Genomic DNA, 20,352 nt, shown 5'->3' with positions numbered 1-20,352 from the left:
TTTCCGGGGCCGCCAGGCGGCCCCGGAAAGCTGTACATCCATACAGATTATTCTTGCCATCCCCTCGCATCCTGCGCATCCTAGGGAACCTCTTTCCCCTGGATGCCACCCCACCCATGCGCCTGTTCCTCTGCGAAAAGCCCTCCCAGGCCAAGGATATCGCCAAGGTCCTCGGCGCCAGCCGGCGTGGCGATGGCTGCTGGGTCGGCACCGGGGTGACGGTGACCTGGTGCATCGGCCACCTGCTGGAAACTGCCCCACCGGATGCCTACGACGCGCGCTACAAGCGCTGGGTGCTGGCCGACCTGCCGATCGTGCCGCAGCAGTGGAAGATGCAGGTCAAACCCAAGACCGCCAGCCAGTACAAGGCGGTCAAGCGTCTGCTCGGCGAGGCGGCGGAACTGGTGATCGCCACCGACGCCGACCGCGAGGGCGAGATGATCGCCCGCGAACTGGTGGAGCACTGCCGCTACCGCGGGCCGATCCGCCGCCTGTGGCTGTCGGCGCTGGACGATGCCTCGATCCGCAATGCCCTGGCCAGCCTCAAGCCCGGGGCGGAAACCTTCAGCCTGTATCACTCGGCCCTCGGCCGCTCCCGCGCCGACTGGCTGATCGGCATGAACATGAGTCGCCTGTTCACCCTGCTCGGCCGCCAGTCCGGCTACCAGGGCGTACTGCCCGTGGGCCGGGTGCAGACCCCGACCCTGCGCCTGGTGGTGGACCGCGACCGCAGCATCGCCGACTTCGTGCCCGTACCGTTCTGGGCCATCGATGTGCAGCTGGACAGCGATGGCACCCTGTTCACCGCGCAATGGCGCGCGCCGGAAGACGCCTGCGACGACCAGGGCCGCTGCCTGAAGCAGGAACTGGCGCAACAGGCCGCAGTGGCAATGCAGGCGGCGGGGTCGGCGCAGGTGGTCGAGGTGAAGACCGAGCGCGTGCGCGAGGCCGCTCCGCTACCCTTCGACCTGGGCACCCTGCAGGAGGTCTGCTCGAAGAAATTCGGCCTCGGCGCCCAGGAAACCCTGGATATCGCCCAGTCGCTGTACGAAACCCACAAGGTCATCACCTACCCGCGCAGCGACTGCGGCTACCTGCCGCTGAGCCAGCACGGCGAGGCCCCGGCGATCCTCGCCGCCCTGCACCGCGCCGACCCGAGCCTGGCGCCCTTGCAGCCGCACCTGCAGGCACAACGGCGCTCGCGGGCGTGGAACGACGCCAAGGTCAGCGCCCACCACGGCATCATCCCCACCGCCGCCACCGTCGCCCCGGATCGCCTGCCGGGCAAGGCCAAGGCGGTCTACACCCTGATCCGCGCACGCTACCTGGCGCAGTTCCTGCCCAACCACGAGTACGACCGCACCCAGGCCGATTTCGACTGTGCAGGCCATGCCCTGCGCGCGGTGGGCAAGCAGATCGTCGAGCCGGGCTGGCGCCGCGCCCTGCCGGAAGCCCTCACCCCGCCGAAAGGCCGCGAGGCACCGGCGCCGCAGGTGTTGCCGGGGTTGGGCAAGGGCCAGTGGTGCGCGCTGCACGACCTGGCCCTGAAGGACCTGTGGACCCAGCCGCCCAAGCCCTTCACCGAGGGCGACCTGATCAAGGCGATGAAGAACGTCGCCAGGCTGGTGGAAGACCCGCGCCTGAAACAGAAGCTCAAGGAAACCACCGGCATCGGCACCGAGGCGACCCGTGCCGGGATCATCCAGGGCCTGCTGGATCGCGGCTACCTGGTGAAGAACGGCAAGGCACTGAACGCCACGCCGGCGGCGTTCAGCCTGATCGACGCGGTACCGCGGGCGATCGCCGACCCGGGCACCACGGCGATCTGGGAGCAGGCGCTGGACATGGTGCAGAGCGGCGAAATGACCCTGGAGACCTTCGTCGAGAAGCAGTCGGCGTGGATGAGCAAGCAGGTGGAGCGCTGCGCCGGCATGAGCCTGCGCATTTCCGGGCCGGCGACACCGGCCGGGCGTGGCGGGTCGCCGTGGAAGAAGAAGCGCAAGGCCAGTGGTACGGCCTCCAAGGATGGGGTGAAGCGGGTGCGCAAGCCGAGGGTGAAGAAGGCAGGGGCTTGATGTCGTCTGTCATGGCCTCATCGCTGCGGTGCGGCAGTCCGACAAGCCAGCTCCCACAGGTTCGGTGCATGCAGTACCTGTGGGAGTCCACCCAGCCTTTCTGGCCGCGCTGTCGCGCAGAGAACAGTCATTTATTGTGGGAGCGAGCTTTGCTCGCGAAGGGCCGCAAAGCGGCCCCAAAGCCATCCACTTCGGTCTGCCTGGCAAACTGCGGACTCAGTTTTTGCGACGGCTTCGCCGCCGTTCGCGAGCAAGCTCGCTCCCACGGGGGCATTTAAATCAACGGGTTATGGTTTGTTCTATGAGAGCTGGCTTGCCAGCGATGAGGCCATCAGCCCTACTCCTTCACCGCCTGCAAGGTATAACTCAACGGCAACCGCCAAGGCTGGCTGTCCAGTTGCCATTCACCATTGTCCCGCCGGCTCATCTGCCCCGGCAAGGCCTCCCAGGGAATGCTGTCGTGTTCCACCAGGCCGGTGATGCGCAGGCCCTGGCTGAGCAAGGCGCTCACCACTTCACCAAGGCCGTGGTTCCATTCATGGGTCTCGGTGTTGAGCAGGCTGGCATCAGTGCTGACGTAGGTCTGGTCGCTGATCCACACCGTCGGCTCGGGCCGCTCGAAGTACGGATAATCGACCACCAGCCGGTCCTGGTGATCCTCGTTCAACGCCAGCAGCATCGGATGCCCTTCACGCAGGAACAGCCGCCCACCCGGCTTGAGCAGGGTCGCCACGGTGCCGGCCCAGCGCTGGATATCCGGCAGCCAGCACAGCGCGCCGATACCGGTGTAGAGCAGGTCGAACGAGGCCGCCGGCAAGGTCGAGCAGGCGGCGTAGACATCGGCTTCCACGTACTCGATGGGCAGCCCGCAGCGCTCGGCCAGCCCCCGCGCCTGTTCCAGCGAGCCTGCGGAAAAATCCAGCCCGGTCATGTGCGCGCCGAGGCGGGCCAGGGACAGGGTGTCGGTGCCGATATGGCATTGCAGGTGCAGGCCGCGCAGGCCTTCGATATCGCCCAGCAGCGGCAGGTCGAAACGCACCACCTCGGACAGGTGGGCGGGATCGGCGACGAAGGTCGCCACTTCATAATCGCCAGACGCGGCATGCAGCGGCGCGCGTTCGTCCCAGCTGGCTTTGTTGAGGGCAAGTGAATCGGCCATGGTCAGCTCCTTTGGTCCAGGTCCGCGTCCACCATAGTGCGGCCCATCGAAGCTGGCAATGTGCCGGATGCCGCATTGCGGTATAACGGCAGCTTCGTCACTCAAGGAAGACCTGCATGAAACTGGGATACACCATCGCCTACGTCGCGGATGTCGCGGCGTCGTTGAGCTTTTTCGAGAAGGCCTTCGGGCTGCAACAGCGCTTCCTGCATGAGTCCGGGGACTATGGCGAGCTGGAAACCGGGGCGACGACCCTGGCGTTTGCCTCGCTGGAACTGGGTGAGGCGAATTTCGAAGGCGGCGTGCTGGCGGCCAGCGAAAGTGCGCGACCGTTGGGAATGGAACTGGGGCTGCTGACCGATGATGTGCCGGCGGCCCATGCCCGGGCGCTGGCGGCCGGGGCGGTGGAGTTGAAGGCGCCACAGGTAAAGCCGTGGGGGCAGACGGTGTCGTGGGTCAGGTGTCCTGCGGGGATACTCGTGGAGCTGTGCACGTCGGTGGGCTGAGGGTTGGCCGCGGTCCCTGCGGGGGCGGATCCATCCGCCCCCACATTTCCGGACTCACTCGTGATGCGGCTCACCAAGGAACGTCAGCGAGGTGAACAACCCCTCCTCCGCCGTCGGCGCATCCTTGGCCAGTGGCCGGGTGACGCTGGCGGCGATGATGTTCAGGCCTTCATTGCGCACCACCACGCTGGCCCGCCCTTCGCTGTCGGTGGTCGCGGCCACCTGGTGCGGCGCGCCACGGTAATCGCCGATCAGTTCCACCCCCGCCACCGGCTTGCCATCCAGCAGCACCTGCACCGGCAGCGCCTTGCCCGGACCGACCTTGAGCGGGTCGACCTGCGGCACGATCACCAGGCGCAGGGCCTTCAACGCGGGCAACGTCGCGCCTTCCCGGTACAGCGCCAGGCTGTACTTCCAGGTGTGGATCGAACTGATCGCATCACGGACCTTGGTCCGGTCCTCGTTGACCCATTTCTTGTCCGGGGTCTGTGACCACGCGCCGTTGTTCAGCACCACGGCCACACCGGCCGGCGCACGCAGCGGTTTCAGGCGGGCATGGTCGGCCAGGCGCTCCACGGTCACCGGGATCTGCCGGCCCTGCCCGTCCCAGGCCCAGGCACTGCTGATCTTCTGTGCCTTGAACACGTTGTCCTCGGCGCCGTGCCCATACACCACCTCGATCGCCCCGCGACGTTGTTCGGTCCACAAGCCATGGCCTTGTGCACTGCCGGCAGCCGCGAAAAGGCCGGCCAGCAGCCAGGGAGTCAGTCGCTTTTTCATTGCATGTCCTTATCGTGATCAGAGGGAATAGGTCAGGCTGAGGCTGAGGTTTCGCGGATCGCCAGGCAGGTTCCAGGCCGCGTTGTAGCCACGCTCGTAGTACTTGCGGTCGAACAGGTTGTTCAGGTTCAGGCCGAAGCTGAGCTGTTCGCTGGCCTTGTAGTGGGCCAGCAGGTCGACGGTGCTGTAGGACGGCAAGCGGAAACTGCCGCCGGCCTGGCCGGAGCGCTCGCCGACATAGTTGGCCGAGGCGCCGAAGTCGGAACCGCGCAAGGCCCCGTCCTGGAACTCGTAGACCGCCATCAGGCTGCCGCTGTGGCGAGGCACGCCGAGCAGGTCGCTGCCCTTGGGCAGGGCCGCATCGCCCTTGGTCACCTCGGCATCGATCCAGGCGTAGGCGCCGATCACCCGCACCGCATCGGTCACCTGGCCGCTGAACTGCAGGTCCACGCCCTGGCTGCGCGCCTTGCCGGCGGCGATGCTGTCGCCCGCGGCATCGGTGGTGATGACGTTTTCCTTGTCGATATGGAACAACGCCAGGGTCGCGCCGATACGGCTGTCGAACAGGTCGAGCTTGAGCCCGGTTTCATAGCCGATGCCCTTCTCCGGCTTGTACACCTGGCCACGGGTGCCCATGGCGTTGGGCTTGAACGAGGTCGAGGCGTTGGCGAACACGCCGACTTCCGGCGTCAGCTGGTACAGCAGGCCGACCCGTGGCGTGGCAACGTCCTTTTCCTGGCTGTTGCTGACCCGGGTGGTGCGGTTCAGCGCGGTCTGCTCGATATGTTCCAGGCGCACACCGACCAGGCCGCGCAGACGGTCGGTGAAGGCGATCTGGTCCTGCAGGTTGAGGGCATGGCTCTCGGTCTGCTCGAAGAAATCGTTGGGATTGACGATGGCCGGCTTGGGCTGGCCGTAGACCGGATTGTAGATATCCACGCCGTAGCCGAACCCCGTGGCACTCTGCGGATACTTCTGGCTATTGCGGTAGTTCTCGTACTCCAGGCCTATCAGGCTCTGGTGCTGCCAGCCGAGCAGTTCGAAGTGTCCGTGCAGCTCGGCCTGGGTGATGTTGTCGTTCCACTCGAAATCGCGCTCGCGGTAGAAGCGGCTGATGCGGTCGCCCACCACCCGCGACGGCTCCGAGCTGTTGCCGCGCAGGGTGCCCTGGGTGTAGTGGTTGGCCAGGCGCAGCTTCCAGTTGTCGTCGAGATGATGCTCCAGGGCCAGGTCGAGGGTCTGGTTGTCATTGCGGATATGGCCGTCGTTTGGCTCGCCGAGGAAGGTCGAGCGCGACACCGGACCCAGGTCGCCATTCACTGCCGGGATACCGCGGTCGAACACCGATTCGGTGCGGGAGAACTCGGTATCGATGGACAGCAGGGTGTCCGGGCTCAATTGCCAGCTCAGCGACGGACTGACGATGGCGCGGCGACCGTCGACGTGATCGCGGAAGCTGCCGTTGTCCTCCACCGCCAGGTTCACCCGCGACAGCACGCGGCCGTCTTCGCTCAGCGGGGTGTTGACGTCGAGGCTGCTGCGGTAGCGGTCCCAACTGCCGGCGCTGGCCTTGAAGGTGGTGAAGGCCTCGGCCTGGGGTTTCTTGCCAACGATGTTCACCAGCCCGCCGGGGTCGCCGCGGCCGTAGAGGCTGGCGGCCGGGCCCTTGAGCACCTCGATGCGCTCGATGGTCGAGATGTCCGGGGCGCTGTAGCTGCCGCGGTTGATGGCGAAGCCGTTCTTGTACAGCTCGCCGGTGGTGAAACCGCGCACGCTGTAGTTGTAGAAGGTCAGCCCGCCGAAGTTGTTCTGCCGTGTCACGCCGCCGGCGAAGTCGAGGGCGCGGTCGATGCGGGTGGTGTCGAGGTCTTCCATCACCTGCGCGGGGATCACGCTGATGGCTTGCGGGGTGTCGCGGATATCGGTGTCGGTCTTGGTGGCGGTGGCGGAGCGGGTGGCGCGGTAGCCCTGGACCGGACCGTCGGCGCGTTCTTCGATGCGGCGGTCGTTGATGTTCAGCGCATCGAGCAGTATCGGCTCTTCGGCAAGGGTGGGCAGGCTAAGCAGGCTGGCAGAAAGGCCGAGGGAAAGTCTGGCGAAGGCGGAGGACATGGGGGCACCTGAATTATTGATGTAATAACATAACAATTCAGAAGCAAAATGACACCATCTAGTTTGTGGGGGATTGGCTTTCAGTGCATGGCTTCAGGCCCTCATCGCTGGCAAGCCAGCTCCCACAGGGTCCGCGGTGCATGCGATCCCTGTGGAAGCTGGCTTGCCAGCGATGAGGCCAGTCAAATCACCCGCGAATCACAGCCTTCAAAACAGTCTTGAAGGTCTCGATCTGCTCTTCACTGAACTGCCCGAACACCTTGTCCTGCTGCTCCCGGGCAATGGTCCACAGTGCCTCGGTCTGGTCGATGCCACTGACCGTCAGGCGCACATTGCCGCCCTCCTCGCTACCGCTGACCAGGCCCTTGCGGGTCAGGTTGGCCACCGCCTCGTCGATCTCCCGCGCCGGCATCGCCACTTCACGCTGCAGGTCGGCAAGGTTCAGCCCGGCATCGTTCTCCAGCACCATCAGCATCCGCGCCTCGCTGGTGCGCAGGCCGCTGGACAGCTGGCGCGGCTGGTAGCTGGACTGGTAGGCGCGCAGGGCCTGGGTCATCAGGTAGTACAGGTTGTGGCTCAGGCGCCCCTGGAAATTGCTGCTCGGCGGCTGGCCTTCCTCACGCTTGGTCATGCGCGTGTGCGGCAGGACCATGGAGTACGCGCCCTGGTGATACAGCAACGGCGAACGCCCACAGTCTTCGAACTGCACCACCTTGCCGATCATGATCCAGTGATCGCCACCGTCGAGGATCTGGTATTTCTCGCACTGGAAGTTGGCCGAGCAGTCCAGCAGGATCGGCGCCCCGCCCGCCCCGGCCTGGTGCGGGATACCGGCGAAGCGATCGTCCCGGGGCTTGGCGAAGTTGTTGGACAGGTCGATCTGGTCTGCCGCGAGGATGTTCACCGCGAAGTGGCTGGCCGCCTCGAAGGTGGCCAGGCTGGTGGAACGCTTGTCGAGGCTCCAGAGGATCAGGGCCGGGTCGAGGGACACCGAGTTGAAGCTGTTGGCGGTGACGCCGACCTTGTTACCCGCGCCATCGTCGGCAGTGACCACGGTGACGCCGGTGGCGAAGTTGCCCAGGGCGCGGCGGAAGGCGCGGCTGTCGAAGGCCGCAACGGTTTCATTGGACATGCAAGACTCCCCGGCTGCCCATGCGGGCAACCGTGATTTGTTGTTATGCGAGAGAGAGAAGAACGGTCGCGAATCAGACCATGCTCGGGTCAGGCTCCAGGCCCATCAGCTCACGGCCGAGGATCTGCGCGCAGACGTCGTAGTCGGTGTAGGCATGGGCACCGGTCATGTGCGAGTCGCGCCACAGGCGTTGCAGCTCGTTGCTCTCGAACCAGGCGGTGCCGCCGGCGGCTTCGTACAGGCGGTCGACGGCCTGGATGCACATCTTCACCGCATAGGCCTGGTTGGTGCGCCAGAAGGCCAGGGTCTCGCGGCTCGGGTATTCCTTGCGCGCGCCGTGGTCGGCGTGGTCCTGCCAGGTCTTTTCGAGGAAGGCGCGGGCGGCGGCGACCTGGTGGGTCGACTCGGCCAGGCGCATCAGCGCCGGGGTCGCGGCGCCGACGCTGACGCCGGTGTAGGCACGCACGCGGTTCTTGGTTTTTTCGCGGAAGGCCTCCAGCATGCGCTCGGCGATGCCCAGGCTGATGGTGGCGAAGCCGACGGCGAAGTACGGACGGTACGGGGTGTAGAAGATCTTGCTGTCCGGGTACAGACCGAAGCCGGCGGACTTGCCTTCCATCATGTCCTTGGCTTTCTGGATGCGGTGCTCGGGGACGAAGGCCTTGTCGATGATCAGGGTCTTGGTGCCGCTGCCCTTCATGCCGGCGGCGTACCAGTCGTCACGGATCTCGTAATCGCTGCGTGGCAGCACGGCGAAGCAGTAGTCCTGGGTACCTTCGGCGTTGGCCCGGCGGCAGCCGACGATGGCCCACTCGGCATGGTCGCAACCGCTGCTCCAGCCCATTTCACCGCTGAACAGCAGGCCGCCTTCGACTTCCTCGACACGGCCGAACGGCGCGATGCTGCTGGAAGCGGTGTGGTCCGGGTTCACGCCCCAGATTTCTTCCTGCAGCCTGGCCGGGAACATTGCCAGCTGGTGGTTGTGGGTGCACAGCAGGCTCATGGCCCAGGCGGTGCTGGCGCAGGCACCGGCCAGCAGGGCGATGCAATCGGTGAATTCCGGCAGGGAGATCTCCATGCCGCCGTAGGCCTTCGGCAGGAAGGCACGGTGCAGGCCGATACCCTTGAGCAGGGCGATGTTCTCGGCAGGGACCATGCGGTCCTTTTCGGCACGGGGGGCGTTGGCGGCGATGGTCGGCAGTACCGACTTGAGGTCTTCGAGCAGCGGGTTTGGCTTTTTCATGGGAGGCCCTGCTTATTATTGGATGTCCGACTGAGCTACCTGTGGCAGCGACTGCGGCGGATTCGGGGCCAGTATGGGAGGCGTCGGGAACGCTGAAAATGCACCTTCCACAGACAAAATTGTACTTTCCATGGCGCACACTGCCCTGTCGTCGGCCTGACTGGCAGACCCGGTCATGTCGCCATGGCAGGCACAGTCAAGTCACCCGCGCGAGCCTGCGCTAGGGTGCGGCTTTGCCTCTTTGCACAGGTACATCCGACATGAGCATTGCCCTTCTGCCCGCCGTCCAGGCCTTCTTCCAGCGTGACCACGGCCTGTTTGTCGACGGCCGCGCGCAGCCCGCCAGCGGCGGTCGCCACCTGGAGGTGATCGACCCGGCCAGCGGCGAAGTCATCAGCCGCGTCGGCGAGGCCAGCGCCAGCGATATCGATGCGGTGGTCGCCTCGTCCCGCCAGGGCTTCGCCCAATGGTCGCAAGCCGCCCCCGCCGTGCGTGGCAGCGTGCTGCTGAAGCTGGCCGACCTGATCGAACAGCACTGCGAGGAACTGGCGCAGATCGAGACCTGCCAGTCGGGCAAGCTGATCCAGATTTCCCGCCACTTCGAAGTGACCCAGGCTGCGCACTTCCTGCGCTACTACGCCGGCTGGGCGACCAAGATCAACGGCCAGACCATCACCCCGTCGCTGCCATCGTTCAACGGCGAGCGCTACAGCGCCTTCACCCTACGCGAGCCGGTGGGCGTGGTGGTGGGCATCGTGCCGTGGAACTTCTCGACCATGATCGCCATCTGGAAACTGGCGTCGGCGCTGGTCACCGGCTGCAGCGTGATCATCAAGCCGAGCGAGTTCACCCCGCTGACCATCCTGCGCATCGCCGAACTGGCCATCGACGCCGGCCTGCCGGCAGGCGTGCTCAACGTGGTCACCGGTGCCGGCGGCGTCGGCAAGGCGCTGATCGAACACCCACATACCGACAAGGTCTCCTTCACCGGCTCGGTGCCTACCGGCCTCGCCGTGGGCCAGACCGCCATGGCCGCCAACCTGACCCGCGCCACCCTGGAACTGGGCGGCAAGAACGCGGCGGGCTTCCTGCCGGACGTGGACGTGGAAACTGCGGTCAATGGCATCATCGAAGCGGGCTTCCTGCACTCCGGGCAGATCTGCGCGGCCGCCGAGCGCTTCTATGTGCACCGCTCGCAGATCGACGCCATCACCAGCCGCCTGAGCGAACGCCTCGGCCAGCTGAAGATCGGCTCGCCGCTGGACGAAGCCAGCGAGTTCGGCCCGGTCACCAACAAGCAGCACCAGGCCAAGCTCGGCCAACTGTTCGCCAAGGCCCGCGAAGAAGGCAGCCGGATCATCCACGGCGGCAAGCTGATCGACGGCCCGGGCTGCTACGTCGAACCGACGGTGATCCTGGCCAACTCGGCCAAGGACAGCCTGATGACCGAGGAAACCTTCGGCCCGGTCGCCACCTTCCTCGCCTATGACGACGAGGAAGAACTGGTGGCGCTGATGAACGACAGCCCCTACGGCCTCAGCGCCAGCCTGTGGACCAACGACCTGGGCAAGGCCATGCGCCTTATCCCGCAGGTCAAGGCCGGGACCCTGTGGGTCAACATGCACACCCTGCTGGACCCGGCGGTACCGTTCGGCGGGATCAAGGCTTCGGGCGTGGGCCGCGAGTTCGGCGATGCCTTCATCGAGGACTACACCGAGCTGAAGTCGGTGATGATCCGCTACTGATTTCGCAAGTACACCGCTAACCCTGTGGGAGCGGGTTCACCCGCGATTGCGTAGGAGAATTAACTACCGTAATCGCGGGTAAACCCGCTCCCACAGGGTTTTGCGGCGCTCCCGAGAATGTCTTTCCACCCAAATCAATGACAAAGCCTTAAAATCCCCAGCTTCATTTCCCCAGGTGCCCCCATGGACATCGAGCTGGCCCGGACCTTTCTCGAAATCGTGCGCCACGGCAGCCTGGTCGCCGCCGCCGAACGCCTGCACCTGACCCAGACCGCCATCAGCGCCCGGGTGCAGAAGCTCGAACAGCAACTGGACTGCACGCTCTTTCTCCGCAGCCGCGCCGGCGCCAGCCTGACGCCCAACGGCGAAGCCTTCGTGCCCTATGCCACGCAACTGCTGCACACCTGGGAAGCGGCGCGCCGCGACCTGCCGTTACCCGACGGGCGCAGCCAGGTGCTGCGCATCGGCGGCGAGGTCAGCCTGTGCAACCCGTTGATGCTGGACTGGGCGCGGGTGCTGCACGAGCAGTTGCCCAGCCACGCCATTCGCTGCGAGGTCAACGACAGCGAATCCCTGCTGCGCAGGCTCGAAGCCGGGACCCTGGACGCCGCCCTGCTCTATCAGCCGGTCTACAGCCCCGGCCTGCAAGTGGAGCAGTTGCTGGAGGAAAAGCTGATCCGCATTCAACTGGCCCGCAACCCGGAGCCCTACGTCTACATCGACTGGGGCGAGGCCTTCCGCCGCCTGCACGACGCGGCCCTGCCGGAATGCGCGCGCCCGGCACTGAGCTTCAACCTCGGCCCGCTGGCCCTGCAGTACATCCTCGAACACGGCGGCAGCGGCTACTTCCGCACCCGGGTGGTGCAGAGCTACCTGGAGCGCGGCGTGCTGCAGCGGGTGCCACAGGCGCCGGAGTTTCCCTATCCGACCTGGCTGGTCTACCCGCGCGAGCGCGACTCGGCGGTACTGCGCCAGGCCTTCGGACTGCTGCGCGAAGTGGTAGAACGCGACGCCGACTGGTCGCAGCGCTGGGACCCGCTGATCTAGGCGGCCTTGGCCACCGGCTCCTGGGTCAACAGATGCTGGCTCAGGGCAGCGATGAGGTCGGTCTGGGTGACCACGCCCACCACCTTGCCCTGCTCCATGACCGGCAGGCAGTGCAGGCCGCGGTCGCAGAGAAGCGGAATCAGCTCCACCGCCGGGCGATCGCTGTCCACGGTGATCACCGGCTCGCTCATGATCTGCGCCAGGGTCACCGCCCTGGCCCGGCCAAACAGCCCGCGCCAGCTGAACCTGGCCTGGGCCATGGCCGGCGCCACCAGGTCACTGAGGCTGACGATGCCCACCAGCTTGCCGGCCTCGTCCAGCACCGGGAGGTTCTTCAGGCGATGCCCGGACAGCTGCTTCCAGGCCTGGTCCAGGCGCGTCTGCGGCGTGGCGAACTGCACGTCGCGGGACATCACCCGGGCTGCGCTGATTCCGCCCAGGCTGCGCTGCACAGCGTGGCGCTGGGTTGCACCGATGATCCGCTCCAGGTCATTGCGGGTGACATCGACGAACTCGCCGATCTCTTCCAGTGCCTGGTCCAGGTCGCCCGGGCTGACCCCTACCCGCTCGCTGGCAGGCCGGTCGCTGGTGGCGTGGGTGGTTTTCTGCACGACGGCGAGTTTCGGGTAGCGCACCCCGGTCAGGCGGTTGTAGACGGTCGCCAGGGCCAGCAGGATCACGGCATTGAGCAGCACCGGCTCGACCACCTTGAACCCCATCGCCGCCAGCGACGGGTCGGCCAGGGCCAGGCTCACCGCCAGCGCCGCACCCGGCGGGTGCAGGCAACGCAGCAGGCACATCAGCAGGATCACCAGCGGCAAGGCCATGCAGGCCACCAGCAAGCCGGGGCCGATCCAGTGATGCAGGCCCAGGCCGATGGCCGCGGCGCACAGGTAGCTGCCGACGAAGGGCCAGGGCTGCGACAGCGCACCGGAGTGCACGGCAAACAACAGCACCGCCGAGGCTGCCAGCGGCCCCATCAGGTGCAAGGCCACCGGGCTGCCGAACAGGTAGCCGGTCACGCTGCCAGCCACGGCCACGGCCAGCAGGGCGCCGATCGCGGCGCGGAACCATTCTTTGGGCGGGATATTCAAGGCGACGGGGATGAAGCGATCGAACCAGCGACTCGGACCACGACTAGACATGTGACGACCAGGCACCTGTTTGGATAAAAGAAGCCCGCCCAACATCGGGCGGACTTTGTATCGCGAGGGGGCAATACGCAAAGAGCTCCTTCCCTGGAGATGGAAAGAATGGCCGGCAGTTTGAATAAAACCTTTGCCTTGCTCAAACGGAAAAAAATGCTGTTTCAGTGCATTTTTTTTGCAGTATCGCCCGTTACAGCACCTTGACCGCACGTCCGATGAACTGCACCGGCCCGGTGGGCTTGCCGGTGGCAGAGCCGGTCGGGCTCTCCAGGGTCAGTTCGAACAGCTGGTTCTCTTCCAGCGGCGGCAGGGCCTCAAGTGGCACATCGACGCTGCGCCCCGGCTTGACCAGTCCCAACGACACCGGGCCGCTCCAGCCATCGGCCTTGGTCCAGAACTCCAGGGCCTTGTCGGCGGGCACGCTGGTCATGCCCAGGGGAATCAGTTGCACATGCCGGGCGTCGCGAGCCTGCACCACCCAGCCAGGCGCTTTGTCCTGTGGCGCCACCAGCACCACTATCCAGGTCGCCGGGGCCGGCGGCGGCTGGTTGGCCCAGAGCACGGCGAACAACACACTGGCCGCCAGGCCCATGGCGGAAGTCCAGCGCCAGGGCGCCGGGCGTTGCCACCAGCGCTCGCGGGGCGCACGGACGGGCGCGACGGGCAAGGCATCGATACTGCGTTCGACGCGTTGCCACAGATAGTCGGAAGGCGTCTGCGCCGGCGCCAGCGCCTGCATCGACTGCAAGCGGCGCTCCCAGGCATCGACCGCTTCGCGCAGCGGCACGTCGTACTCAAGGCGGCGCGCGACCACCTGACGCTCGGCGAGCGGCAAGGTGCCGAGCACGTATTCGCCGGCCAGTGCTTCGATATCGTCAAGTTCGTCGCTGTTCATCCCAGGCACTCGCGCAAGGCAGCCAGGCTGCGTCTGACCCAGGCTTTCACCGTGCCCAGCGGGGCGCCGATACGCTGGGCGATCTGCGCGTGGGAAAAGCCTTCGACATAGGCCTGGACCAGGCAGTTGCGGCGCACCGGCTCCAGTTGCTCAAGGCAGGCGCCCAGGCGCCCGCTGTGCAGCGGCCCCTCCATCTCGCCGCCGTCAGCGTCCGGTCCGGCCTGGTCTTCCAGCGCGACATCGCGCTCATGGCGGCGCAGAAAGTCCAGGGCCAGGTGCCGGGTGATGCTGAACATCCAGCCCCGGGCACTGCCACGCGCCGGATCGAAGGTCGCCGCACGGGTCCAGATGCGGATGAAGGCATCGTGCACCACGTCCTCGGCCAGGGCGGTGTCCTTGACCAGACGGCGGGCTACGCCCAGCAAGTGGGCGCCCTCCTCCTGGTACAGGCGCTGCAAGGCCTGGCGGTCGCCGCTTGCGCAGGCCGCCAGGTGGGCTTGGTGATCGAACGCAGGCAGGGATGAGGTCACAGGTCTCGCCGTCGCGTGGTCATTACGGCTGCAAGCCTAGACCACCCCAGGCCCGGCCACCGGCATTCAGCGGGCGGTCCAGAAAATATAATCCGCCTGGTACCCCACCACTTCCCGCTTGCCCTTGTCCGCCGTGGTGCAGGGCTTGGCCGGGGCCACGCCGCCCTTGAGCGCGACACGCTGGATATAGGTCACTCCGCTCATCGCCCCGCTGCCCTCGGCCGGATTGGCCTTGACCAGCTGATACGGCAGGTTGCCCGCACTCGACGGGGCCACCGCCAGTTGCGTACCGGTGACCTTGGAGCCGTCCTTCGCCTGCCAGGTGGCGGGCGGGCCGAAGTAATCGCCGACCGCCTTGCCACTGCGATCGTTGAGCACCGCCTTGGGCCCGACGAAGGTCCACTCGGTCTGGCCGGGCATATCGGCCTTGTCGCGGCACTCGTAGGTGATCTGGCCGACCCCGGTGGTTTCCAGGGCGACCTTGTGCCCATCGGGCACCTTGATGCTGTCCGGCACGGCGGTGGCGGCATGGAGGCTGGCGCTCAGCAGCAGGCCGGAAGCGCTCAGCAGGAAGCAGGACTTGACGTTCATGGGCAGGACTCCAGTCGGATGATCGGTCGGGCAGCGTGATCGCTGCTGTTGGTTCTACGGGCGAGAACGCCGACTGGATGCAGCTCGATGAAAAAAAAACCTGGCGTTACAGGCCCAGTTCGTCCGGGGTCAGCATGTCCGACTCGAAGGCGATCCAGCCGTATTCGAGCTCGGCATGGCCGTTGAGGATCTCGCCGTAGTAGGTCAGGCCGTTGTCCAGGGTGACGCAGATATGGGTGGGGCTGTCGGGAGCGGCCAGGGTGCCGTTGAAGTGGACTTTCTTCAGGGTTTCCGACACCGCCTCCAGGGAGACCTGCACGCCGGTGTTCTCGACAGCCTCGACGTCGTCGCGCTGCTCGGCGCTGATGGTTACGGTGGCGGTGTACTTCTGCATGCTGGAGCTCCGGATTGGGCGGGATCGTAAAGACCGTACAGGATAAGCCACGCCCGACCATCACGAAAGCGAGCGCTGCGCCGCGTGCGCTGGTATCGTGCCGGGCTGAATCTGCAAGACCCGCAAAAGGAGAAGACCGTGAGTGCCGAAGCCAAAATGACCGGCGACCTGTTCGAAGTCGACAAGCGCCTGAGCCTGAAGCCCGTGGTGGACTTCAATACCTACCTGGGCAATGCCTTCGGTGATGGCCGTTGTGTCTGCGCGCGCTGCAAGGAAAGTGCGAACGACGAAAGCGCCTACGCCTTTGCCCACAGCTTCGAATTCAACGGCATTCCGCTGCACCGGCGGTTTGCCGTCACCACGGCGGCCGATGTACTGGGCAATCTGAAAAAGGCCTGGCTGTCGTACAACAAGGAAGAGATGCCGGCCAATGGCAGCCTCGACCTGGAGGCGGTCAAGGCCTTCGTCGAGCCGAGCCTGCATGTGCGGGTCAGGCCGCTGTTGCTGGCCAGTGGCTTGGTGAAAGAGCAGGCTGATGGCAGCCTGCAATTGATGGCTGACGGGGATTTTGTGTGAAAGCTCAGGGCCCTATCGCGGGTAAACCCGCTCCCACAGGTCCTGCGTGCGCCGGTCCTGTGGGAGCGGGTTCACCCGCGATGAGGCCCTGAAGTCCTACGCCACTACCCGGTAGCAAGGCACATATGCCGCCCCACCCGGCAACTTCATCCGGTGCTGCTCGACGAAGGCCTGCAACAGCTTGTCCAGCGGCCCCATGATCTGCGCATCACCATGGATCTCGTACGGTCCATGCTCCTCGATCAGGCGAATGCCCTTGTCCTTCACGTTCCCCGCCACGATCCCGGAAAACGCCCGGCGCAGGTTGGCCGCCAGCTCGTGGGGTGGCAACGACTTGCTCAACTGCAGACTGGCCATGTTGGCGTGGGTCGGGTCGAACGGACGCTGGAAGCTTTCCTCTATCTTCAGCAGCCAGTTGAAATGGAAGGCATCGTTGCGCTCGCGGCGGAACTGCTTGACCTCCTTCAGCGCCTCGGTCATCACCCGCGCCACCTGCACCGGATCGTCGACGATGATCTGGTACAGGCCCTGCGCCGCCTCGCCCAGGGTCGCGCCGATGAAGGCGTGCAACTGCTCGAAGTACGGCTCGGCGCTGCGCGGGCCGCTGAGGATCACCGGGAACTTCAGGTCGCGGTTGTCCGGGTGCATGAGGATGCCCAGCAGGTAGAGGAATTCCTCGGCGGTACCGGCACCGCCGGGGAAGATGATGATGCCGTGGCCGACACGGACGAAGGCTTCCAGGCGCTTCTCGATGTCCGGCAGGATCACCAGTTCGTTGACGATCGGGTTCGGCGCCTCGGCGGCGATGATCCCGGGTTCGGTCAGGCCCAGGTAGCGGCCACTGCTCATGCGCTGCTTGGCATGGGCGATGGTGGCGCCCTTCATCGGCCCCTTCATCACGCCGGGGCCGCAGCCGGTGCAGATGTCCAGCTTGCGCAGGCCCAGTTCGTGGCCGACCTTCTTGGTGTACTGGTATTCCTCGCTGCTGATCGAGTGCCCGCCCCAACACACCACCAGCTTCGGCTCGACGCCGGAACGCAGGGTGCGCGCGTTGCGCAGCAACTGGAAGACGTAGTCGGTGATGCCCTGGGAGCTGTCCAGGTCGATGTTCAGGCGGTCCAGCTCGCTTTCGGTGTAGACGATGTCGCGCAGGGCGCTGAAGAGCATTTCCCGGGTGCTGGCGATCATCTCGCCGTCGACGAAGGCGTCGGCCGGCGCATTCAGCAGTTCCAGGCGCACGCCGCGGTCCTGCTGGTGGAAACGGACCTCGAAGTCCTTGTAGGCATCGAGGATGGTCTTGGCATTGTCGACATGGGCGCCGGTGTTGAGGATGGCCAGGGCGCACTGGCGGAAAAGGGTATACATGCTGCCCGAGCCGGCCTGGCTCAATTGCTGGACTTCACGTTGGGAAAGCGTCTCCAGGCTACCTTTGGGGGCGACCGAAGCATTGATTACCTGTCTTTGGGTCATTCTGGATTCCATGCTGTTCGGTGCCTGCGAACGTCTGTGGCACCGCTGTTGTGAACGCCGCACGCGCGGGTGTCGCACCTGTTTGTAACAGGTGCCCGGGCGTCAGGCAAACGCGCCCGGGGTTCACTGAGTATGGACGCTGGTGAAGACCGGTAAAGGCAACTCAGGCTGCCTGGCTGACGGACTGCAGGCGACTGCGCCGGGCAATCAGGCCGTAGCACAGCAGGCAACCGAGCCCGGCGACTGCCAGGGTCAGGCACATCGGCCGCGGCGTGCCATCGGCCAGGGCGCCGACCACGGCTGAAAAGGCCGCGCCAAGGGCGAACTGGCAGGCCACTGCCAACCCTGCCGCCGCCCCCGCCTGGCGTGGGTACAGCGCCAGCAGGCTGGCCACGCAGTTGGCGCCGAGCAGCCCGGTTACGCTGACATAGACCACCACCCAGGCGACGATCAGCGCCAGCCCGCCCCACCCGCTCAACCCGGCCGCCAGCAGGCCGACGGCGGCGATCCCGGCCAGCGCCGCCCCCACCGCGAGCATGCGCAGCGGCCCGAGGCGGCTGACCAGGCGCGCGTTGACCAGGGTCATGACGATGATCCCGGCGATATTCAGGCCGAACAGCCAGGCGTAGCCCCGTGGCGAAACGCCGAAGTACTCCATGTAGACGAACGGCGACGCGGTGATGAAGGCGAACATGCCGCCGAAGGCCAGGCCCATGCAGAGGATGTAACCCAGCGCCAGCGGCTGTCGGGCGATCTGCCAGTAGGCGAGGAACACCTGGCCCAGGGATTCGCCACGCAGGTCCCGGGCATGGGTCTCGCCGATCTTCCAGGCCGAGGCCAGCAGGCACAAGGCGCAGAACACCAGCAGGGCGAAGAACACCGTGCGCCAGCCGTTGAGGTCCATGAGCACGCTGCCCAGCAGCGGTGCGACCAGGGTCGCGAGCATGGTCACCAGGTGCATCAGCGACAGCACCCTGGCCGCTTCGCCGAGGGGAAACAGGTCACGCACGATGGCCCGCGCCAGCACCGATGCTGCCGCCCCGCCGAGGGCCTGGAAGAAACGCCAGGCCACCAGTTGCTCCACCGAACCGGAGAGCATGCAACCCACGGTCGCCACCAGGTACAGGCCCATGCCCCCCAGCAGCAGGGGACGACGGCCGTAGCGGTCGGACAACGGCCCGTAGACCAGCATGCCCAGGCACAGGCCGGCGAGGAACAGGCTGATGGTCAGTTGCACATGGGCGGCGTCGGCGCCCAGGTCGCTGGCAATGGCCGGCAGGCTGGGCAGGTAGGTGTCGATGGACAGCGGCGCAAAGGCCACCAGCGCGGCGAGCAGGACGATCAGCCGCCCCGGATTGGAAGAGTGCGTCATCGCGGCTCCGGAAACAGGGAAGGACAAGGCATAACGTTAATATCTTAATTTTATCCGTGCGCTTAGCAAAAGGGCTTCACGAAACAAAAGATAACATGTTAACTATAGATCGCGCCCGACAGATACGGGCTGGCCCTCAGTACGCCAAAACAAAAACAAAAGGTATGCCATCGATGTCTCTTTCTCCCCGTTATCGCACGGCCGCCGGCCTGTGCGCCGCCCTCGTCCCACTGCTCGCCCAGGCCGACTTCATCAAGGACAGCAAGGGCAGCCTGGAAGCACGCAATTTCTATTTCAGCCGTGATTTCCGCCAGGACAACGCGCCGCAAAGCCAGGCCCGGGAATGGGCCCAGGGCTTCATCCTGCGCCTGGAATCCGGGTTTACCGAAGGCACGGTTGGCTTCGGTGTCGATGCCCTCGGCGAACTCGGCATCAAGCTCGATTCCAGTCGCGACCGCCGCGGTACCGGCCTGCTGCCCTTCGGTGCCAGCCAGGAACCGGTGGATGACTTCAGCGAGCTGGGCCTGACCGCCAAGGCGCGGATCAGCAAGACCACCCTCAAGCTCGGCACCCTGCAACCGGCCCTGCCGGTGGCGGCGATCAACGATGTGCGCCTGCTGCCGTCGACCTACAGCGGCGGCCTGCTCACCTCCCAGGACATCGATGGCCTGACCCTCAACGTCGGACGCCTGGACAAGCAGAACCTGCGTGATTCGTCCAGCAACGACGAGATGAGCTACGCCGGGGTGGAAAGCAGCCACCTGGACTTGGCCGGCGGCACCTACGCCCTGACCCCGCGCCTGGCGCTGAGCTACTACTACGCCGAGATGCAGGACATCTACCGCCAGCACTACGCCGGCCTGGTGCATGACCTGCCGCTGGCCGACGGCGTCAGCCTGCGCAGCGACCTGCGTTGGTTCGACACCCGCGAAACCGGCCATGACGCCCTGCGCTCGGCCGCCCGGGTCGATGGCGGCAAGATCGACAACCGCTTCTTCAACGGCATGCTGACCCTCGGCGTCGGCGCCCACAAGTTCGGCCTGGGCTACCAGAACCTCTCCGGCGAGGGTGATTTCGCCTATCCGGGCCTGGACCCGTACTCGGTCAACCTGGTGACGGTGAACGTGTTCACCAAGGCCGAGACCGATGCCTGGCAGGCGCGCTACGACTACAACTTCGCCGGGTTCGGCCTGCCCGGGTTGAGCTTCATGACCCGCTACGTGAACGGCAGGAACATCGAGACGGCGACGGTCAGCGGCGGCAAGGAATGGGAACGGGATACCGATATCGCCTATGTGGTACAGAGCGGGCCGCTGAAGAATTTCAGCGTGCGGCTGCGCAATGCGACGTTCCGCTCCAGCGGCGGGTTGACTACGGATATCGATGAGAATCGCCTGATCCTTGGCTACACCGTGGCGCTGTGGTGAGGGAAGAAAAAACGTAAATACGGGTTTTATCTTCAGGATTTGTTTCAGGACGGGGCACAATGGTCGGCCGTCCGGGCCCTGTGGGAGCGGGGTCACCCCCGATTACGGTAGGGGGATACACAACCGGGTAGCCGGGGTACCCCCCCCCCC

General features: G+C 65.7%; 18 protein-coding genes. 6 read left to right on the top strand and 12 right to left on the bottom strand.

Annotated elements, in window-relative coordinates; genetic code table 11:
* Positions 1–116 precede the first annotated feature (116 nt).
* Positions 117–2,075, top strand: a complete 1,959-nt coding sequence (locus tag V0R59_RS29870; RefSeq protein ID WP_330075433.1) for a DNA topoisomerase III — start codon at positions 117–119, stop codon at positions 2,073–2,075.
* A gap of 337 nt (positions 2,076–2,412) precedes the next feature.
* On the opposite strand, the gene V0R59_RS29865 is transcribed toward V0R59_RS29870, so the two are convergent.
* Positions 2,413–3,234, bottom strand: coding sequence for a class I SAM-dependent methyltransferase (locus tag V0R59_RS29865; protein WP_330075432.1), 822 nt, complete (start codon positions 3,232–3,234; stop codon positions 2,413–2,415).
* Positions 3,235–3,350: 116 nt separating this feature from the next.
* On the opposite strand from V0R59_RS29865, the gene V0R59_RS29860 reads away from it, so the two are divergent.
* Positions 3,351–3,740: a VOC family protein gene (locus tag V0R59_RS29860; protein WP_330075431.1), complete on the top strand. Its 390-nt coding sequence runs from the start codon at positions 3,351–3,353 to the stop codon at positions 3,738–3,740.
* A 54-nt stretch (positions 3,741–3,794) separates the two neighbouring features.
* Here the strand turns inward: V0R59_RS29860 and V0R59_RS29855 are convergent, their stop codons facing one another.
* The 4 genes from V0R59_RS29855 to V0R59_RS29840 all read right to left on the bottom strand — a co-directional run bounded on the left by V0R59_RS29855 (position 3,795) and on the right by V0R59_RS29840 (position 9,007).
* Positions 3,795–4,520 carry a DUF4198 domain-containing protein gene (locus tag V0R59_RS29855; RefSeq protein WP_330075430.1) on the bottom strand — a complete coding sequence of 242 codons (726 nt, stop codon included), beginning with the start codon at positions 4,518–4,520 and terminating at the stop codon, positions 3,795–3,797.
* 18 nt (positions 4,521–4,538) lie between these two features.
* The gene (locus V0R59_RS29850) at positions 4,539–6,632 is read right to left on the bottom strand and encodes a TonB-dependent siderophore receptor (protein ID WP_330075429.1); all 2,094 of its coding nucleotides are present in this window, start codon (positions 6,630–6,632) and stop codon (positions 4,539–4,541) included.
* 187 nt (positions 6,633–6,819) lie between these two features.
* On the bottom strand, positions 6,820–7,764 hold the full coding sequence (locus tag V0R59_RS29845; RefSeq protein WP_330075428.1) for a p-hydroxyphenylacetate 3-hydroxylase reductase component: 945 nt from the start codon (positions 7,762–7,764) through the stop codon (positions 6,820–6,822).
* 73 nt (positions 7,765–7,837) lie between these two features.
* Complete coding sequence (locus V0R59_RS29840; protein ID WP_330075427.1) at positions 7,838–9,007, bottom strand: p-hydroxyphenylacetate 3-hydroxylase oxygenase component; 1,170 nt, start codon at positions 9,005–9,007, stop codon at positions 7,838–7,840.
* 260 nt (positions 9,008–9,267) lie between these two features.
* Between V0R59_RS29840 and V0R59_RS29835 the strand changes: the two genes are divergently transcribed.
* On the top strand, positions 9,268–10,752 hold the full coding sequence (locus tag V0R59_RS29835; RefSeq protein WP_330075426.1) for an aldehyde dehydrogenase family protein: 1,485 nt from the start codon (positions 9,268–9,270) through the stop codon (positions 10,750–10,752).
* Between the two features lie 183 nt (positions 10,753–10,935).
* Positions 10,936–11,799, top strand: coding sequence for a LysR family transcriptional regulator (locus tag V0R59_RS29830; RefSeq protein ID WP_330075425.1), 864 nt, complete (start codon positions 10,936–10,938; stop codon positions 11,797–11,799).
* Here the strand turns inward: V0R59_RS29830 and V0R59_RS29825 are convergent.
* From V0R59_RS29825 to V0R59_RS29805, 5 genes are all read right to left on the bottom strand, one after another.
* Positions 11,796–12,944 (bottom strand): HPP family protein, encoded by a 1,149-nt coding sequence (locus tag V0R59_RS29825; RefSeq protein WP_330075424.1) that lies wholly within the window; start codon positions 12,942–12,944, stop codon positions 11,796–11,798. The genes V0R59_RS29830 and V0R59_RS29825 overlap by 4 nt on opposite strands.
* Positions 12,945–13,137: 193 nt before the next feature.
* On the bottom strand, positions 13,138–13,842 hold the full coding sequence (locus V0R59_RS29820; protein ID WP_330075423.1) for an anti-sigma factor: 705 nt from the start codon (positions 13,840–13,842) through the stop codon (positions 13,138–13,140).
* Positions 13,839–14,372, bottom strand: coding sequence for a sigma-70 family RNA polymerase sigma factor (locus tag V0R59_RS29815; RefSeq protein ID WP_330075422.1), 534 nt, complete (start codon positions 14,370–14,372; stop codon positions 13,839–13,841). Before V0R59_RS29815 ends, V0R59_RS29820 begins: the two co-directional genes overlap by 4 nt.
* A 66-nt stretch (positions 14,373–14,438) precedes the next feature.
* Positions 14,439–14,963, bottom strand: coding sequence for a DUF3455 domain-containing protein (locus V0R59_RS29810; RefSeq protein WP_330075421.1), 525 nt, complete (start codon positions 14,961–14,963; stop codon positions 14,439–14,441).
* 106 nt (positions 14,964–15,069) lie between these two features.
* Positions 15,070–15,357 carry a hypothetical protein gene (locus V0R59_RS29805; protein ID WP_330075420.1) on the bottom strand — a complete coding sequence of 96 codons (288 nt, stop codon included), beginning with the start codon at positions 15,355–15,357 and terminating at the stop codon, positions 15,070–15,072.
* A gap of 138 nt (positions 15,358–15,495) precedes the next feature.
* Between V0R59_RS29805 and V0R59_RS29800 the strand changes: the two genes are divergently transcribed.
* A complete protein-coding gene (locus V0R59_RS29800) occupies positions 15,496–15,933 on the top strand; it encodes a hypothetical protein (RefSeq protein WP_330075419.1) in 438 nt (145 codons plus the stop codon).
* Positions 15,934–16,029: 96 nt separating this feature from the next.
* Here V0R59_RS29800 and ppnN read toward each other — a convergent pair whose 3' ends face one another.
* Positions 16,030–17,403, bottom strand: coding sequence for a nucleotide 5'-monophosphate nucleosidase PpnN (ppnN, locus tag V0R59_RS29795; protein ID WP_330075418.1), 1,374 nt, complete (start codon positions 17,401–17,403; stop codon positions 16,030–16,032).
* A gap of 163 nt (positions 17,404–17,566) precedes the next feature.
* Complete coding sequence (locus V0R59_RS29790) at positions 17,567–18,775, bottom strand: Bcr/CflA family multidrug efflux MFS transporter (protein WP_330075417.1); 1,209 nt, start codon at positions 18,773–18,775, stop codon at positions 17,567–17,569.
* A gap of 173 nt (positions 18,776–18,948) precedes the next feature.
* On the opposite strand from V0R59_RS29790, the gene V0R59_RS29785 reads away from it, so the two are divergent.
* Positions 18,949–20,202 carry an OprD family porin gene (locus V0R59_RS29785; RefSeq protein ID WP_330075416.1) on the top strand — a complete coding sequence of 418 codons (1,254 nt, stop codon included), beginning with the start codon at positions 18,949–18,951 and terminating at the stop codon, positions 20,200–20,202.
* The last annotated feature ends 150 nt before the right edge of the window (positions 20,203–20,352 follow it).

This window comes from Pseudomonas ulcerans, from assembly GCF_036324125.1.
Taxonomy (GTDB): domain Bacteria; phylum Pseudomonadota; class Gammaproteobacteria; order Pseudomonadales; family Pseudomonadaceae; genus Aquipseudomonas; species Aquipseudomonas ulcerans.
This window is presented reverse-complemented; position numbering and strand designations above follow the sequence as displayed.

Coding starts and splice junctions, on each gene's coding strand:
- V0R59_RS29835 (WP_330075426.1), top strand. CDS start 9,268: ATGAGCATTGCCCTTCTGCCCGCCGTCCAGGCCTTCTTCCAGCGTGAC.
- V0R59_RS29840 (WP_330075427.1), bottom strand. CDS start 9,007: ATGAAAAAGCCAAACCCGCTGCTCGAAGACCTCAAGTCGGTACTGCCG.
- V0R59_RS29855 (WP_330075430.1), bottom strand. CDS start 4,520: ATGAAAAAGCGACTGACTCCCTGGCTGCTGGCCGGCCTTTTCGCGGCT.
- V0R59_RS29870 (WP_330075433.1), top strand. CDS start 117: ATGCGCCTGTTCCTCTGCGAAAAGCCCTCCCAGGCCAAGGATATCGCC.
- V0R59_RS29845 (WP_330075428.1), bottom strand. CDS start 7,764: ATGTCCAATGAAACCGTTGCGGCCTTCGACAGCCGCGCCTTCCGCCGC.
- V0R59_RS29825 (WP_330075424.1), bottom strand. CDS start 12,944: ATGTCTAGTCGTGGTCCGAGTCGCTGGTTCGATCGCTTCATCCCCGTC.
- V0R59_RS29805 (WP_330075420.1), bottom strand. CDS start 15,357: ATGCAGAAGTACACCGCCACCGTAACCATCAGCGCCGAGCAGCGCGAC.
- ppnN (WP_330075418.1), bottom strand. CDS start 17,403: ATGACCCAAAGACAGGTAATCAATGCTTCGGTCGCCCCCAAAGGTAGC.
- V0R59_RS29820 (WP_330075423.1), bottom strand. CDS start 13,842: ATGAACAGCGACGAACTTGACGATATCGAAGCACTGGCCGGCGAATAC.
- V0R59_RS29790 (WP_330075417.1), bottom strand. CDS start 18,775: ATGACGCACTCTTCCAATCCGGGGCGGCTGATCGTCCTGCTCGCCGCG.
- V0R59_RS29785 (WP_330075416.1), top strand. CDS start 18,949: ATGTCTCTTTCTCCCCGTTATCGCACGGCCGCCGGCCTGTGCGCCGCC.
- V0R59_RS29865 (WP_330075432.1), bottom strand. CDS start 3,234: ATGGCCGATTCACTTGCCCTCAACAAAGCCAGCTGGGACGAACGCGCG.
- V0R59_RS29860 (WP_330075431.1), top strand. CDS start 3,351: ATGAAACTGGGATACACCATCGCCTACGTCGCGGATGTCGCGGCGTCG.
- V0R59_RS29810 (WP_330075421.1), bottom strand. CDS start 14,963: ATGAACGTCAAGTCCTGCTTCCTGCTGAGCGCTTCCGGCCTGCTGCTG.
- V0R59_RS29830 (WP_330075425.1), top strand. CDS start 10,936: ATGGACATCGAGCTGGCCCGGACCTTTCTCGAAATCGTGCGCCACGGC.
- V0R59_RS29850 (WP_330075429.1), bottom strand. CDS start 6,632: ATGTCCTCCGCCTTCGCCAGACTTTCCCTCGGCCTTTCTGCCAGCCTG.